This window comes from Falsigemmobacter intermedius (genome assembly GCF_004054105.1).
Taxonomy (GTDB): domain Bacteria; phylum Pseudomonadota; class Alphaproteobacteria; order Rhodobacterales; family Rhodobacteraceae; genus Wagnerdoeblera; species Wagnerdoeblera intermedia.
In genome coordinates this window covers 556-16,432 of the sequence record NZ_SBLC01000004.1, presented here as the reverse complement: position 1 = coordinate 16,432, position 15,877 = coordinate 556, and the positions used below count along the sequence as shown (strand labels likewise).

Genomic DNA, 15,877 nt, shown 5'->3' with positions numbered 1-15,877 from the left:
TCGGCATGTGGACCGAAACGGTTTCGATCTCCTAGGTTCGGATTCGTTAACAGGAGCAGTACAACCATGAAAAAAATCAGTTTTGCAGTTATCGCGGCTTTCGGGCTGATGTCAGGTGCTGTGTCGGCACAGGGCCTGAGCGGTGCTGTCACCTTCTCGGGCGGCTCCAGCAAATTGAGCGACGTGCCCGGTTCTGCGAACAGCCTTGGCCTGTCGGGTGAGATCTCGACGGTCAGCCCGAGCGGCTTCACCTTCGATGCGATGCTGGATGCCGGACGCCTGAAAGAGGGTGGTATCAGCCTGAACCATACCGCGCTTGGCGTCGGTTTCGGCTGGACCGATGGCATGACCCGTGGCGGTGTTTACGCCGATCACCACGACCTTGAGCTTGGTCTCCTTGGCGACACCCTGCCGGTGGGCAACCTGCAGCAGTTTGGCCTTGAGGGCGGCTATCGCTCCGGCGATCTGGACCTCAGCGGCTTCCTGGGCACCGGCGATGATTTCACCTCTTACGGTGCAGCCCTGCAATATGCCGTGGCGCCGGGGGCGGTCATCGGCGGCCATCTGACCCAGTCGAAGCTGAGCTCGGGTGGTATGCGTGGTCATCTGACTTCGGCAGGTATTGCGGGTGGTTATTCCTTCAACAACAACTTCGGCGTTTTTGCCGGTCTGTCGCGCACCAGCTCGCCGGAACTGGAAAGCCATGTGAACTTCAGCGGCCTGGGCGCGCATTATGTGCTGCCGACTCAGCAGCCGGTGGCTCTGTCGCTGGAACTGCGCAGCGCTTCTGCCGGAGCTCTCGGCCTCCGCGGGGATAAGCTGACTTCGACGCGCCTTGGCGTCACGATCCCCTTCGGCGAGCGCAGCTCGGTTATGCCGCGCAACAGCCTTGCGCATAACATCCTGAACCCGAAGCGGAACACCCTCGGTCAGACGCTGCAGAACCTTTATTGATCTGTCAAAGCGCGCCCCGGATCGGGCGCGCTTTTTTCGCTCAGCGCGGCAACGGCGGAGTGGTCAGGCCGCGAATCTCGCGGCTGAGGTAATCCTGGCCAAAATGCAGCGCCACGGCGTCATGCATCTCGCGGGCAATGGCGCTCATCTCGCCGGTGATGCGGTTCAGCGGGCCCGCAACGGTGACCGAATAGATCCGCCCGGCGATTGCCACCGGCAAAGCTACGCCGCCAAGATCGACGCTGTAGTTTGACGCGCTGCGAAACCAGCCGCGCGCAAGCCCTGCGCTCATCTGCCCTTCCACCGCCTCGACGCTCATCGGTGTGCCTGAGCCGTAGCGTTCAAAGGTGGTGCGGCGCAGAAAGGCCTCACGCTGGCTCTGGCTCCACTGGCTCAGAATGGCATGACCTGAGGCCGTGGCATGCAGCGGCACCTGCTGGCCCACCTCGGCCGCATAACGCACCCTCTGGGGCGAGGGGATAACCTCAAGAAATACCACTTTCTGCCCGGAGGCCGACCCGAGGCACAGGGTCTCTCCCGTGCGCATGGCAAGGTCGCGCGCCAAGCGCAGCAACTGCTCGGGCAGAGGCTCAGCGGCAGTGATCGCCTGGGCCATGCTCAGCCAGCGCGGAGTGGGATAGAAGCGGCCCTTCGCCTCCGGCTCATAGAGATAGCCCCGCGCGGTCAGGGTGGTCAGCAGATTAAAGGTCGAAGACCGCGGCCAGTTCAGCGCGCCACTGACCTCTGCCAGCGAAGCGGCTTTGCCGCGTTCGGCAAAGAACTCCAGCAGGTCCAGCATATTGAGGACTTGTTTCACCGCCATGACCTGCCCTCCGCGAAGCGTTCTGAGAGTTGTGCCTCTTCAGCTGTGATTTGTCCATATTTGAGAACTTTTTACCGCAATTTATGGACCGGCTCGAAGCTTTCCGCCCGTCATCATCTAATTCAGGCGTTTAAAAATTGCAGGATTGACAGCCTGGCCTGTGCTGCTTTCTATTCACTATCAGGAATAAAATGTCCGCATATCTGAACTAAGCGCTTTCAGGGAGGCCCTGTCAAAGGGGTTGGAGGTGCCGTTCGCCCCGGGGAGGGGGATGGAATGCAGCGTGACGTTCGATCGCCGGACAAAGCTCCGGCTTTGCGCCTTATGGCGCATATTGAGACTGCCCTCGTCGCTGTTTCGGCTGCAGCGCTCGCAGCCATCATGCTGATTGTCGTGGCCGATGTGGCCGGGCGCTACTTTCTGGATGCACCGTTCAGCTGGTCCTACAATGTCATCGGGCTCTGGCTGATGACGGCGGTGTTTTTCCTGGCGCTGCCTGACACCCTCACCCATCACGGTCATATCGCGGTGGATGTCTTTCAGCATGCGCTGCCCAGGCCCCTCATGCATCTGGGGCTGGCGCTTGGCTATGCGGCTTCGGTCTGGGTGGTGGCGCTGATCTGCAAAGGCGGCTGGACCCGCTTTGTGAAGGCCTGGGTGAATGATGAGCATATTCAGGCGCTTGTCCCGATTTCGACCTGGGTGCCCTATGCGCTTCTGGTGATCGGCACGGCGGCGCTGATGCTGCGCTGTGTGGTCCGGGCCATGGGGCATCTCGCCTCTCTGGTGACCGGGCGGGATCTGGCGGATCTGCCGCCGCCGCCGGAGACCGGCTCTGTGCGCGAGGATATGATCTGATGCTCGTCTCGCTGGTTCTGGGGCTGTTGGTCGTGCTGCTGATCGTGGGTCTGCCGGTGGCGCTGGCCATGGCGGTGTCGGGCGCGATCGGGCTTTATCTTTATGGCGGCATGGGGGTGCTGATGGGCATCCTGTCCACCACCTCACTCTCAAGCGCCAATTCTTATGAGCTGATCACCATCCCGATGTTCGTTCTGATGGCGGAATTTGTCATCATTTCCGGCATTGCGACCGATCTTTTCCGCTCAGCCACGGTCTGGGTGGGGCGGCTGCGCGGCGGGGTGGCCATGGCCACGGCGCTGGCGGGCGCGGGTTTCGGGGCGATCTGCGGCTCGAGCACGGCCTCGGCGGCGACCCTGGCCTCCACCTCGCTGCCCGAGATGATGCGCCAGGGTTATGAGCCGAAGCTTGCGGGCGGTGTGGTGGCGATTTCCGGCACGCTGGCCATGCTGATCCCGCCCTCGGTGGCGCTGATCCTTTACGGCATTCTCGCGGATATCTCGATCTCGCGGCTGATGATTGCGGGGGTGGTCCCGGGCATCATCGTCACCATTGCGATCATCCTGACGGTGGTCCTTCTGGTCTGGCTCTGGCCGCATTCGGCGCCGATCGGGCAGGCCTATACGATGCGCGAGAAGCTGCGCTCGATGAAGCGTATCTGGCCGATGATGGTGCTGTTTCTGGCGGTGACCGGCACGATTTATTCGGGGATCGCCACGCCCACGGAAGCCGCAGGTCTGGCGGCCTTTGTCGCCATGCTGCTGGCGATCCGGGAGCGGAAGCTGACAAAGGCCAGCCTTTGGCATGCGCTTCGCAGCTCGGCTCAGACCACCTGTATGATCCTCTTCATCATCCTTGGCGCGCATATCTTTGGTTATTTTTTCACGCTCACGCGGGTGACCAATGATCTGGCGACCTGGGTCGGCGGGCTGCCCTATCCGCCGCTGGCGATTATGACGCTGATCCTGATCGGTTATATCATCCTTGGTTTCTTTATGGATCAGATCGCCATTCTGATCCTGACCGTCCCGGTCACGCTGCCGGTGGTGCTGCAGCTGGGCTATGATCCGATCTGGTTCGGCGTGATCGTGGTGGTCACAGCGGAGTTGGGGATGGTGACGCCGCCCCTGGGGATGAATGTCTTTGTTGTCGCGCGTTACACCCGCCGCCCGATGGGCGAGCTGTTCCGGGGCGTGCTGCCGCATGTCTGGGCGCATCTTCTGGTGATCGCGCTGATGACCCTCTTTCCGCAGCTGGTGCTGTGGCTGCCTTCGACCATGTCTGCACACTAACCACTGTCTTCAGGGAGGAGACCGGAATGCGCATGACCTCTGCTGCGGGCCTTATGGCCGCTTTGCTTGCCACCGCTGCGCCCGCCACGGCGGCTGAGACCCTTCGGGTCGGCGACAGCTTCCCGGTGGGCCATTACATCGCTGAAAACCTTGCCAAAGTCTGGATGGATCGGGTGACCGAGAAATCCGGTGGCGAGATTAAGTTTGAGTATTTCCCCGCCGAGCAGATGGGCAAAGCCAAGGATCTTCTGGCACTGACGCAAAGCGCGGCGCTGGACGTGGGCTATGTCGGGGCCTCTTACGTCTCGGACAAGCTGCCGCTGTCGTCGGTGGGCGAACTGCCCGAGGCTTTCACCACCTCCTGTCAGGGCACCAAGGCGTTCTGGAAGATCGCGCAGCCCGGCGGCGCGCTCGATCAGGCGGAATTTGCACCCAATGGCGTGCGGGTTCTGATGGTCATGGTGCTGCCCGCCTATCAGATTTTTACCAAGGACCGCGAAATCACCGGTGCCGACAGCTTTAAAGGGCTGAAGATCCGCACCACGGGCGGGGCGAAAGAGATCGCATCGAAGCTGCTGGAGGCGATCCCGGTTCAGATCCCCGCACCGGAATCGCGCGAGGCTTTGTCGCGCGGCACGCTGGATGCGCTTTTGTTCCCCAATGGCTCGATCCTGCCCTATGAGATGCAGCCCTTCCTGAAATATGCCACCACCGGACAGAATTTCGGCTCCTTTGTTGTGACCTATACGATCAGCCAGCAAAAATGGGACAGCCTGTCGCCGGAGGTGCAGAAGGTTCTGGCCGAGACCGGCGAGGAGACGACCCTGTCAGCCTGCGAGGTGGCGGATCAGCTTGATGTCTCGGACCGCGAAAAGATCGCCGCTGCCGGTGTGAAATATGTCGAACTGCCTGAGGCTGACGCCAAAAAGGTCGGCGATCTGATGGCCACCGTCGGCGATCAGTGGGCGGCGGATCTGGAGGCCCGGGGCCGTCCTGCCAAAGCCATCCTGCAGGCCTTCCGCGACGCGATTGAGTGACATGCGCTCCGGCAGCCCCGGCTGCCGGAGCCCTTTTGCAGGAGAGAGCCATGCAACTTGTGGGCCAGGGCCGCTATTGGACCGAACTGCCGGCCGGCACCGCCTTTCGCACCTTCGGGCGCACGATCACTGAGACCGATATCGTGAATTTCGTCTCGGTGGCCGGGATGCTGGAATCGCTGTTCCTCGATGCCGAATATCGCGCGGCGCATTCTGCCATTCCGGGCCGCCCGGCACCCGCAGCCCTGGTCTATGCGATTTCGGAGGGGCTGGTTCTCAATGCCACGGGGCAGGGGACGGGGCTGGCTTTCCTGGGCATGGAGATGGATGTCAAAGCCCCCGTCGTGCAGGGCGATACCATCCATGTCGAAGCGGTTGTCACCGAATGCCGTGCCGCCTCAAAGGCAGGTCGCGGCCTGGTGCGCACGAAAAATTCCGTTGTTAATCAGCGCGGTGAGGTGGTGATGATCTATACCCCGCTGCGCCTTATGGCCGGGCCTGAGGCCGGGACGGAGTAGGGAGAGATCATGGGTCCGCTTGAAGGGATCAAAGTCATTGACCTGACATCTGTGGTCATGGGCCCCTATGCCACGCAGGTTCTGGCCGAATTCGGCGCAGATGTCATCAAGATCGAAGCACCCGCAGGCGATCTGGTGCGCGCCATCGGCCCCGCCCGGCACAGCGGTATGGGGCCGATGTTTCTCAACTCCAACCGCGGCAAACGCTCGATCACGCTGGATCTCAAGACGCCGGAGGGGCGTGAGGTCGTGCTGGAGTTGTGCCGCAGCGCCGATGTGCTTGCCTATAACGTGCGCCCGGCGGCCATGGCCCGGCTGGGGCTGTCCTTTGAGGCGCTGGCTGAGGTGAATCCGCGGCTGATCTATGCCGGGCTTTACGGCTTTGGCCAGAACGGCCCCTATGCCGCGCGCCCGGCCTATGATGACCTGATCCAGGGCGGCGCGACCCTGGCGCATCTGTTCCGCCTCTCCGGGAATGAGGAGCCGCGCTATGTGCCCACGGCGATCAGTGACCGGGTGGTGGGGCTGACGGGGGTGGCGGGCATCCTGGCCGCTCTGGTGGCGCGGGGGCGCACGGGGCGGGGGCAACGCGTTGATATCCCGATGTTTGAGACCATGGTGCAGTTCGTGCTCTCTGACCACCTTGGCGGGCTCAGCTATGATCCGCCGCTGGATGGCGGCGGCTATGCGCGGCAGCTTTCCGTCAACCGCAGGCCGCTGAAGACGGCGGACGGCTATATCTGTGCGCTGGTCTATACCGATGAGCACTGGAAGCGGTTTCTGACTGCGCTGGGCGAAGAGGAGAAGCTCAGCGATCCGCGCTTTGCCGATTACGTCGGACGCTCGGTCAATATCGATCACGTCTATGGCTGGATGACCGGGGTTTTTCTGACCCGCAGCACGGCAGAGTGGCAGGCCCTCTTTGAAGAGATCGATGTGCCGGCCATGCCGCTTCATGATTTCGACAGCGTGCTGCGCGATCCGCATCTGACGGCGGTGGATTTCTTCGTAAGGGTTGAGCACCCCTCGGAAGGGGCGCTGCGCGTGATGCGCAATCCCGTGGCTTTGTCGGATACGCCCGTCACGCTGCCGGGGCCTGCGCCGCGTCAGGGAGAGCACAGCCGGGACATTCTGCGCGGGGCCGGACTGTCGGAGGCGCAGATCGACAGCCTTTTTGAAAAACAGGTGGTGCGCGGCCTGTGAGGCGCGACCGGGGAGGAACAGATGGATTTCGCTTTTACCGCTGAACAGGAGGCCATCCGTGAGGCTGTCGGGAAGATCTGCGAAGGCTTTGATGATGCCTATTGGCTCAAGCGCGACCGCGAGGGCGGTTTTCCGCAGGATTTCTACGATGCTCTGGCGAAAGACGGCTGGCTGGGCATCTGCACGCCCGAGGCCTTTGGCGGTGCGGGTCTGGGGATCACTGAGGCCGCGATCATGATGCGCACCATTGCCGAAAGCGGTGCGGGGATGTCGGGGGCCTCGGCGGTGCATATCAATATCTTCGGGCTGAAACCCGTCGATATCTACGGCACTCAGGTGCAGAAGGAGCGGATGATCCGCCCCATGGCGGAGGGGCGCGAAAAAGCCTGTTTTGCGGTCACCGAGCCGAACACCGGGCTGAACACCACGCAGCTGAAGCTTTTTGCAAAGCGCGACGGCGAGGTCTACCGCGTGACCGGGCAGAAGGTCTGGATCTCGACCGCTCAGGTCGCGGACCGCATTCTGCTGCTGGCGCGCACGACGCCGCTCGATCAGGTGAAAAAGCCGACCCATGGGCTGAGCCTGTTCTATACCCGGTTTGACCGCGACCGCATCAAGGTCCGTGAGATTGAGAAGATGGGCCGCAAATGCGTGGATTCAAACGAGCTTTTCTTTGAAGATCTGCAGATCCCCGCCGAGGATCTGATCGGCGAAGAGGGGCGCGGCTTTGAATATATCCTCCACGGCATGAACCCCGAGCGCATTCTGATCGCGGCAGAGGCCGTGGGTCTGGGCATGGCGGCTTTGCGCAAGGCCACCCAATACGCCAAAGAGCGCGTGGTCTTTAACCGCCCCATTGGCCGCAACCAGGGCATCCAGCACCCCCTCGCGCAGAACTGGTGTGAGCTGGAGGCCGCCTGGCTGATGGTGATGAAAGCGGCCTGGGCCTATGATCGGGGCCTGCCCTGCGGCGCAGAGGCCAATGGCGCGAAATATCTCGCCGGTGAGGCCGGGTTTAACGCCTGCCAGCAGGCTGTGATGACCCATGGCGGCTTTGGCTATGCCAAAGAATATCATGTCGAGCGCTATCTGCGGGAGGTGATGGTGCCGCGTATCGCCCCGGTCAGCCCGCAGCTTGCCCTGTCTTTCATCGCCGAGCGGGTTCTGGGTCTTGAGAAATCCTATTGATTTCCGTGCAGCAGGGGCGATGCCATGACGGGCGGACCGCTGGCGGGGCTGCGGGTGGTCGAAATGGCGGGCATCGGCCCCGGGCCTTTTGCGGCCATGATGCTGGCCGATCTGGGGGCCGAAGTGATCCGCATCGACCGGATCACCCCCGGCGATGCCGGGATCGCCCGGCCTGAGGGCCTGGATTTCACGCTGCGCGGCCGTGCCTCGATCGCGCTGGATCTGAAGCAGCCCGAGGGGGTGGCGCTGGCGCTCGATCTGATTTCGGGCGCAGAGGCTTTGATTGAGGGGTTTCGCCCCGGCGTGATGGAGCGTCTGGGCCTTGGGCCGGACCTCTGCCTGAGCCGCAATCCGCGTCTGAGTTACGGTCGGCTGACCGGATGGGGGCAGGAGGGGCCTTTGGCGAAAACCGCCGGGCATGATCTGACCTATCTGGCGCAAAGCGGGCTCCTGTCGATGCTGGGACGCAGCGGCGCGCCCCCCGTGGCACCGCTTAATCTGCTTGGGGATTATGCCGGTGGCGGTATGCTGATGGTGGCGGGGCTGCTGGCCTCGGTGCTGAGGGCGCGGGCAGAGGGAACGGGGCAGGTGGTCGATGCGGCGATGCTCGATGGGGTCAGTCTCATGATGGTGCCGCTCTGCGGGCTGATCGCCGCCGGCCTGCATGATCCGCAGGCGCGGGGGGGCAGCCTGCTCGACAGCGGTGCGCCGCAGTATGACAGCTACATCTGTGCCTGCGGCGGCTATCTGGCCATCGCGCCGATCGAGGCGCGGTTTCGTGAGGAGCTGCTGCGCGGCCTCGGCTTTGAGCCGCAGGAGTTCCCCGATGTCAGCCGCCCCGAGAACTGGCCTGCGGCAAGGGCGGCTCTGGCGGCGCGGATCGCGAGCCGGAGTCGCGCCCATTGGGAGGCGGTCTTTGAGGGCACGGATGCCTGCGCCACCCCGGTCCTGAGCCTGAAAGAAGCTCAGGCCCATCCGGCGAACCTTGCGCGCCGTGTCTGGGTGGAGGTGGCAGGCCATCTGCAACCCGCCCCCGCTCCGCGCTTTTCGCAGACCCCGGCCGCTGTGCCGCGCCCGCCCGCCCCGCGCGGCTCAGGTGCTGAGGCACTGGCGGGCTGGGGCATCTGTGAGACCCGTATCCGCGCGCTGCGCGACCGACAGATTTTGCTTTGAGGAGAGCTGAGAATGGCCGGACTTTATTACGAAGACTTTGAGGTGGGCCGGGTCTTTGAGCATCCGCTCAGCCGCACGGTCACCGAGCATGACAATATCTCCTTCTCGCTGATGACGCTGAATCCGCAGCCTTTGCATATCGACAATCACTTCTCGGCCGGGACCGAATGGGGCAGACCGCTGTTTAACAGCCTTTATACCCTCGCCATTATGATCGGCATGACCGTGGCCGATACCACGCTTGGCACCACAATTGGCAACCTGGGCATGACGGAGGTGAAATTCCCCAAACCCGTTTTCGCCGGAGACACCCTGCGGGCCCGCACCACGATCATCGGCAAGCGTGAAAGCGCCTCGCGCCCGAATGCCGGGATCGTCGAATTTGAGCATATCTGTCTGAACCAGAACGGTGATGTGGTGGCGACCTGTCGCCGGACCGGCCTGATGCGGAAAAAGGATGTGGCCTGATGCGCTCTATCCTCTTTGTGCCGGGGGATTCCGCCCGGAAGTTTGAGAAAGCCTGCGGGACGGCGGCGGATGCGCTGGTTCTGGATCTGGAGGATTCGGTTTCGCTGGCCAATAAGGCTCTGGCGCGCAGCGAGACGGCGGGCTTTCTGCAGCAGTCACCGCGCGCCAAATATCTGATGGTGCGGGTCAATGCTTTCGACACCGGCGAGACGCTCGTGGATCTGGCGGCGGTGATGCCGCATCGCCCGGATGGCATCCTTTTGCCGAAATGCCGGGGCGGGGCGGATGTGCGGGAGCTTGCGCATTACCTGGCCGCCTTTGAAGCGGCTTTCGGGCTGACGCAGGGCAGCACCGATATTTACGTCGTCGCCACCGAGACGGCTGAGGCCATGCAGGGGCTCTCCACCTATGCGCCCGCGCATCCGCGGCTGAAGGGGATGCTCTGGGGGGCGGAGGATCTGGCGGCCTCGCTCGGGGCGCTGTCGAACCGGGACGGGGCGGATTACTCCGGCCCCTTTATCCTTGCGCGCAATATGTGCCTGATGGCGGCGGCGGCGGCAGGGGTGACGGCGATCGATACGGTCTGCACCGCGATCGGCGATCTGGAATATGTCGCCGATGAATCCCGTGCGGCGCGGCGCGACGGCTTTGGCGCGAAAATGGTGATCCATCCCAGCCATATTGAGCCGGTCAATGCCGCCTTCACCCCCTCAGAGCCTGAAATCGCCTGGGCGGAAGAGGTGCTGCGCCATTTCGCACAGAACCCGAATTCCGGCGTGGTTCAGATCGGCGGGAAGATGATCGACAGGCCCCATGCCCGCGCGGCTGAGAAGATCCTGATTGCGGCGGGGCGCGACCTGCCATGATCCGCAGCCCCTCTGCCGTGCGGCGGCCGGGGGGCATTGCCCTGCTGGTGGTGGCCATCGCCTTTCTGTGCAATTTCATCGTTCGGGGTGTGGTGGATACCTTCATGGTCTTCATGGCACCTCTGGAGGCGGCGTTTCACTGGGACCATACGGCGCTGACCGGCGTCTATTCGGCCTATCTGATCACCCTTGGGCTGATGTCGCCGCTGACGGGGCAGATCCTCGACAGTTGGGGGCCGCGGATTTCCTATCTGGCGGGGGCGGGATGCCTTGCGCTGGCACTGCTGACGGCGGGACGGACGGGGGCGCTTTGGCATCTCTACCTGGGGCCGGGGGTGCTGTGCGGTATGGCCTCTTCGCTGATGGGCATGGTGCCGGCCTCTGCGCTGCTGGGGCGGTGGTTTGACCGCCAGCTGAGCCTGATGGTGGCTCTGGCCTATGCGGGCTTCGGCTCGGGTATGCTGGTTCTGGTCCCCCTGGCGCAGGTGGGCGTGGAGAGCCTTGGCTGGCGCGACACTTATTTTGTGATGTTCTGGGCGGCGCTGGCCCTTTTGCCTGTGCTGGCGCTGTTGCCCTGGGGGCGGATCGCTGCCGGGGCCGAGGGCAACCCGAGAGCCGAGGCCGCGCAGCGCAAGGGGCGGGCGGCCCTGCGCGGGCCGGAGTGGACGGTGCGCAGCGCTCTGCGCACCCCTGAGCTCTGGCTGCTCATCCAGTCCTTCTTCTTCACCGCCGTGGCGGCCTATCTGATGAGCGTTCAGATCATCGCTTTTCTGCTGTCGCGCGGCATGCCCGCGATGGAGGCGGCGCTGGCCTTCGGTGTGGCCGGAATGCTGTCGATCCTCGGCGTGATCGCCTCGGGCTGGGGCAGCCAGTGCTTCGGGGTCAAAGGCGCTACGCTGATCTCCTTCGGGGGGACTTTGGGGGGCATTCTTGCCCTCTGGCTTTATGCGCGCTGGCAGCATCCGACGCTGGTCTGGATTTTCGTGCTGACCTTCGGGACGAGTCAGGGCGCGCGCGGGCCGGTGATCTCGGCGGTCAACGCGCGGATCTTTGCGCGGGGGCGGGTCAGTTCGATCTACGGGCTGATCTTTCTGATGATGTCACTCGGGGCGGCACTCGGCTCCTGGGGATCGGGCCAGCTTTATGCCTGGACAGGGGATTATGAGGCGGCCTGCCCGGCGGCTGCCCTTGCCGTTCTGCTGGCGGCGGCCCCCTTTTTCCTGACCAGAAGGCTGACTGAGGCAAGGGAACTGCCGCCGCCTGAAGGTGGTCGGTCAGCGTCCTGCGCGTCATAGGGTCGGATAGTGACTACACTTAGCTGCGTCTCTTGCGCAATAAGTCAGTATTCAGCGGCAGAAATCGTCGCTTTGTGAATAGATATGTGGATAATTCCGGGAGGAAATCTGCCCTGCCAAAGGATGCTTCGCGGTCGGATACAGGGCAGGGGGCTACGCGCCGCCTAACAAAACATGGCTTGCGGCAGTCGGGCGGCGCAGCTTCCGGGTGGCGTCAACGGTCGCACCGCGTCCGGTCAAAATGACGAAACCCGCCGTTGATTCGCCGGTTGGTCCGGGAAGCCGGGTTGCCGGACCTGAGAGCAGCGGCGCCGGTCTTCCTAGATCCAGGGGGCGGATTTAAGGGGCCTACCATATCTGCACATAACCGTCTCGCCTGCTTTGATCTGCAGGGCAGGGCGCATCCCATCGTGCCGGCGTGTGGGGGGTGGCAATCCGGCCCGTTCACTTGACGGTGCGGCGCGGCTGTGCTGGATTGCCGCAGTTCGCCCGGAGAGGGGGGATTCGCCCCTCGGCGACCGCCGAAAGTCCTTGGGTGAACCCAGAGTTGCGCAGGAGTCGCGACTTCCCGCCGACCCCAGGAAATCTTGGGAAAAATAAGCGATTTCGACCTCAATTCAGGGGGTCGAAATGCCCGTGCTGCTGTTGACATCGCTGGCGACTCTCCGTATATCACGCCCATCTGCATCAGAAGCCCCTGGCCCGCGATGCGGATCTGAAATCGAAGTGGTCAAGATCCGAACTCCTGGTTCCGATCCTCTGAGATTCCACCGCGTCGAGTCCCGCCTTGGGATTCGCATGCGGTTTTGGTGTTTTGTGGACGCGCAAGGCACGTATTTACGGACTGCCCCCGGAAACCCCCGCGGACGCGTGGAGGCCGAACGGGTTGCAAGAGAAGGCGAGCATATTATGCCGACGATCCAACAGCTGATCCGCAAACCGCGGCAGCCCAAGGTGACGCGCTCGAAGTCGCAGCACCTCCAGCAGTGCCCGCAGAAGCGCGGCGTTTGCACCCGCGTTTACACCACCACCCCGAAGAAGCCGAACTCGGCTATGCGTAAAGTCGCCAAAGTGCGTCTGACGAATGGCTTCGAGGTCATCAGCTACATTCCCGGTGAAAAGCACAACCTTCAGGAACACTCCGTGGTTCTGATCCGTGGCGGCCGGGTAAAAGACCTTCCGGGCGTTCGTTACCACATCCTGCGCGGCGTGCTCGACACGCAGGGCGTCAAAGATCGTCGTCAGCGCCGGTCGAAATACGGCGCGAAGCGTCCGAAGTGAGGAACTGAGATATGTCACGTCGTCACGCTGCTGAGAAGCGCCAGGTCCTGCCGGACGCCAAATACGGCGATACCGTTCTGACCAAATTCATGAACAACCTGATGATCGACGGCAAAAAGTCGATCGCAGAAACCATCGTTTACAACGCTCTCGACCGCGTCGAGAAGCGCCTGAAACGCGCTCCGGTTGAGGCTTTCCATGAAGCCCTCGACAACGTGAAGCCGGCTGTTGAAGTGCGCTCGCGTCGTGTGGGTGGTGCTACCTACCAGGTTCCGGTCGAAGTGCGTCCCGCACGTCGCGAAGCTCTGGCAATCCGCTGGCTGATCACCGCTGCGCGCAAGCGTAACGAGAACACCATGGAAGAGCGTCTTGCTGCTGAACTGTCGGATGCGGTCAACAACCGCGGCACCGCAGTGAAGAAGCGCGAAGACACCCACAAGATGGCCGACGCTAACAAAGCGTTCAGCCACTACCGCTGGTAAGAGGGTCGGATGGCACGCGAGTTCCCGCTTAACCTCTATCGTAACTTCGGCATCATGGCGCACATCGACGCGGGTAAAACCACGACGACTGAGCGTATTCTGTTTTACACCGGCAAAAACCACAAGATGGGTGAAACCCACGACGGCGCCTCGACCATGGACTTCATGGAACAGGAAGCTGAGCGCGGCATCACCATCTCGTCGGCAGCGACCTCGACCACCTGGGAGCGTCACGTCGATCCGACGTACACCCCGGATCCGTCGAAGAAGCACCGCTTCAACATCATCGACACCCCCGGCCACGTTGACTTCACCATTGAAGTTGAGCGTTCGCTGGCCGTGCTCGACGGCGCGATCTGCCTTCTCGATGGCAACGCCGGTGTTGAGCCGCAGACCGAGACCGTCTGGCGTCAGGCTGACCGCTACAAAGTTCCGCGTATCGTTTTTGTCAACAAAATGGACAAAATCGGCGCTGACTTCTTCAAGTGCGTCGAGATGATCAAAGACCGTACCGGTGGTCAACCTCTGCCGGTCGCTCTGCCGATCGGTGCGGAAGACACGCTGGAAGGCGCGATCGACCTGGTCACGATGGAAGAGTGGGTCTGGAAGGGCGACGACGTCGGCGCTTCCTGGATCCGTCAGCCGATCCGTGAAGAGCTGCAGGATCTTGCAGACAAATGGCGCGCCAACATGATCGAGCTTGCCGTCGAGCAGGACGATGCCGCCATGGAAGCCTACCTTGAAGGCAACGAGCCCGACGAAGACACCCTTCGCAAGCTGATCCGTAAGGGCACCTTGTCGATGGCCTTCTTCCCGGTTCTCGCTGGTTCCGCCTTCAAGAACAAAGGCGTTCAGATGGTCCTCAACGCTGTTGTGGATTACCTGCCTGCACCGACCGACGTTCCGGCTTATGTCGGCTTCGCACCGGGCGACGAGACCGAGACCCGTAACATCGAGCGCAACGCGCGCGATGAGGATCCTTTCTCGGCGCTGGCGTTCAAAATCATGAACGACCCCTTCGTGGGTTCGCTGACCTTCACGCGCATCTATTCGGGTTCGCTGAAGAAAGGCGAAACGATGCTCAATGCCACCAAAGGCAAAAAAGAGCGCGTTGGTCGTATGATGGTGATGCACGCCATTCAGCGTGAAGAGATCGAAGAAGCCTTCGCAGGCGACATCATCGCGCTGGCGGGTCTGAAAGAGACCACCACCGGTGACACCCTCTGCGATCCGGCGAAGCCTGTGGTTCTCGAAACCATGACCTTCCCGCAGCCGGTTATCGAGATCGCTGTTGAGCCGAAAACCAAAGCTGACCAGGAGAAAATGGGCCTCGCCCTCGCTCGCCTGGCTGCTGAGGACCCGTCCTTCCGCGTCGAAACCGATTTCGAGTCGGGTCAGACCATCATGAAGGGCATGGGCGAACTTCACCTCGACATTCTCGTCGACCGTATGCGTCGTGAGTTCAAGGTTGAGGCGAACATCGGCGCTCCGCAGGTGGCTTATCGCGAAACCATCTCGACCTCGGCTGAGATCGACTACACGCACAAGAAACAGACCGGTGGTACCGGCCAGTTCGCACGCGTGAAGCTGGTGATCGAGCCGACCCAACCGGGCGAAGGCTATTCGTTCGAGTCGAAAATCGTCGGCGGGACCGTTCCGAAGGAATACATCCCGGGCGTCGAAAAAGGCATCAAGTCGGTCATGGACTCCGGTCCGCTGGCAGGCTTCCCGGTGATCGACTTCAAAGTCGCTCTGATCGATGGTGCTTTCCACGATGTCGACTCGTCGGTTCTCGCCTTCGAAATCGCGTCGCGTGCGGCAATGCGTGAGGGTCTGCGTAAAGCAGGCGCGAAACTGCTTGAGCCGATCATGAAAGTCGAAGTTGTCACCCCGGAAGAATACACCGGCGGCATCATCGGCGACCTGACCTCGCGTCGGGGCATGGTTCAGGGTCAGGACACGCGCGGCAACGCCAACGTCATCGACGCTATGGTCCCGCTCGCGAATATGTTCGGCTACATCAACAACCTGCGCTCGATGTCCTCGGGTCGTGCAGTGTTCACGATGCAGTTCGACCACTACGACGCTGTGCCTGAGAACCTCTCGCAAGAGATTCAGAAGAAATACGCATAAGGGCGGTGCGTGCTCCGGCACGCACCCCTACCCCCCCGGGCAGGGCGTGATCCCACGCACCGCCACCGAATTAAGGAGAGGCCTCCATGGCTAAGTCTAAGTTTGAACGGAACAAACCGCACGTCAACATCGGCACCATCGGCCACGTTGACCACGGCAAAACCACGCTGACCGCAGCAATCACCAAATACTTCGGTGACTTCAAAGCCTACGACCAGATCGACGGCGCACCGGAAGAGCGTGCACGCGGCATCACCATCTCGACCGCACACGTCGAGTATGAGACCGAAGCACGTCACTATGCTC

At 62.3% G+C, this 15,877-nt stretch carries 16 protein-coding genes; 15 read left to right on the top strand and 1 reads right to left on the bottom strand.

What is annotated here, in order from left to right; translation table 11 throughout:
- Positions 1-66: 66 nt before the first annotated feature.
- Positions 67-954 carry a hypothetical protein gene (locus tag EP867_RS03450; protein WP_128486816.1) on the top strand — a complete coding sequence of 296 codons (888 nt, stop codon included), beginning with the start codon at positions 67-69 and terminating at the stop codon, positions 952-954.
- A gap of 40 nt (positions 955-994) precedes the next feature.
- Here the strand turns inward: EP867_RS03450 and EP867_RS03445 are convergent, their stop codons facing one another.
- Complete coding sequence (locus EP867_RS03445; protein WP_128486815.1) at positions 995-1,777, bottom strand: IclR family transcriptional regulator; 783 nt, start codon at positions 1,775-1,777, stop codon at positions 995-997.
- A gap of 276 nt (positions 1,778-2,053) precedes the next feature.
- On the opposite strand from EP867_RS03445, the gene EP867_RS03440 reads away from it, so the two are divergent.
- From EP867_RS03440 to EP867_RS20185, 14 genes are all read left to right on the top strand, one after another.
- The gene (locus EP867_RS03440; RefSeq protein WP_128486814.1) at positions 2,054-2,635 is read left to right on the top strand and encodes a TRAP transporter small permease; all 582 of its coding nucleotides are present in this window, start codon (positions 2,054-2,056) and stop codon (positions 2,633-2,635) included.
- Complete coding sequence (locus EP867_RS03435; protein ID WP_128486813.1) at positions 2,635-3,927, top strand: TRAP transporter large permease; 1,293 nt, start codon at positions 2,635-2,637, stop codon at positions 3,925-3,927. The genes EP867_RS03440 and EP867_RS03435 overlap by 1 nt, the downstream gene beginning before the upstream one ends.
- A 26-nt stretch (positions 3,928-3,953) precedes the next feature.
- Complete coding sequence (locus EP867_RS03430) at positions 3,954-4,964, top strand: TRAP transporter substrate-binding protein (RefSeq protein ID WP_128486812.1); 1,011 nt, start codon at positions 3,954-3,956, stop codon at positions 4,962-4,964.
- A gap of 50 nt (positions 4,965-5,014) precedes the next feature.
- Positions 5,015-5,482: a MaoC family dehydratase gene (locus tag EP867_RS03425; RefSeq protein ID WP_128486811.1), complete on the top strand. Its 468-nt coding sequence runs from the start codon at positions 5,015-5,017 to the stop codon at positions 5,480-5,482.
- Between the two features lie 9 nt (positions 5,483-5,491).
- Positions 5,492-6,685: a CaiB/BaiF CoA transferase family protein gene (locus EP867_RS03420; protein WP_128486810.1), complete on the top strand. Its 1,194-nt coding sequence runs from the start codon at positions 5,492-5,494 to the stop codon at positions 6,683-6,685.
- 21 nt (positions 6,686-6,706) lie between these two features.
- The gene (locus tag EP867_RS03415; protein WP_128486809.1) at positions 6,707-7,873 is read left to right on the top strand and encodes an acyl-CoA dehydrogenase family protein; all 1,167 of its coding nucleotides are present in this window, start codon (positions 6,707-6,709) and stop codon (positions 7,871-7,873) included.
- Between the two features lie 24 nt (positions 7,874-7,897).
- Positions 7,898-9,046 (top strand): CaiB/BaiF CoA transferase family protein, encoded by a 1,149-nt coding sequence (locus tag EP867_RS03410; RefSeq protein WP_128486808.1) that lies wholly within the window; start codon positions 7,898-7,900, stop codon positions 9,044-9,046.
- Between the two features lie 12 nt (positions 9,047-9,058).
- Positions 9,059-9,514 carry a MaoC family dehydratase gene (locus tag EP867_RS03405; protein ID WP_128486807.1) on the top strand — a complete coding sequence of 152 codons (456 nt, stop codon included), beginning with the start codon at positions 9,059-9,061 and terminating at the stop codon, positions 9,512-9,514.
- Positions 9,514-10,380, top strand: coding sequence for an HpcH/HpaI aldolase/citrate lyase family protein (locus EP867_RS03400; protein WP_128486806.1), 867 nt, complete (start codon positions 9,514-9,516; stop codon positions 10,378-10,380). Before EP867_RS03405 ends, EP867_RS03400 begins: the two co-directional genes overlap by 1 nt.
- Positions 10,377-11,675 (top strand): MFS transporter, encoded by a 1,299-nt coding sequence (locus tag EP867_RS03395; RefSeq protein WP_128486805.1) that lies wholly within the window; start codon positions 10,377-10,379, stop codon positions 11,673-11,675. Before EP867_RS03400 ends, EP867_RS03395 begins: the two co-directional genes overlap by 4 nt.
- A gap of 909 nt (positions 11,676-12,584) precedes the next feature.
- A complete protein-coding gene (gene rpsL, locus EP867_RS03390) occupies positions 12,585-12,956 on the top strand; it encodes a 30S ribosomal protein S12 (RefSeq protein ID WP_028030315.1) in 372 nt (123 codons plus the stop codon).
- An 11-nt stretch (positions 12,957-12,967) separates the two neighbouring features.
- Entirely contained in the window at positions 12,968-13,438 is a 471-nt protein-coding gene (gene rpsG, locus EP867_RS03385; RefSeq protein WP_128486804.1) for a 30S ribosomal protein S7, read from the top strand.
- A gap of 9 nt (positions 13,439-13,447) precedes the next feature.
- Positions 13,448-15,571, top strand: coding sequence for an elongation factor G (gene fusA, locus EP867_RS03380; protein ID WP_128486803.1), 2,124 nt, complete (start codon positions 13,448-13,450; stop codon positions 15,569-15,571).
- Positions 15,572-15,657: 86 nt separating this feature from the next.
- On the top strand, positions 15,658-15,877 hold a 220-nt coding region (locus EP867_RS20185), incomplete at its 3' end, for a GTP-binding protein (protein ID WP_241656804.1).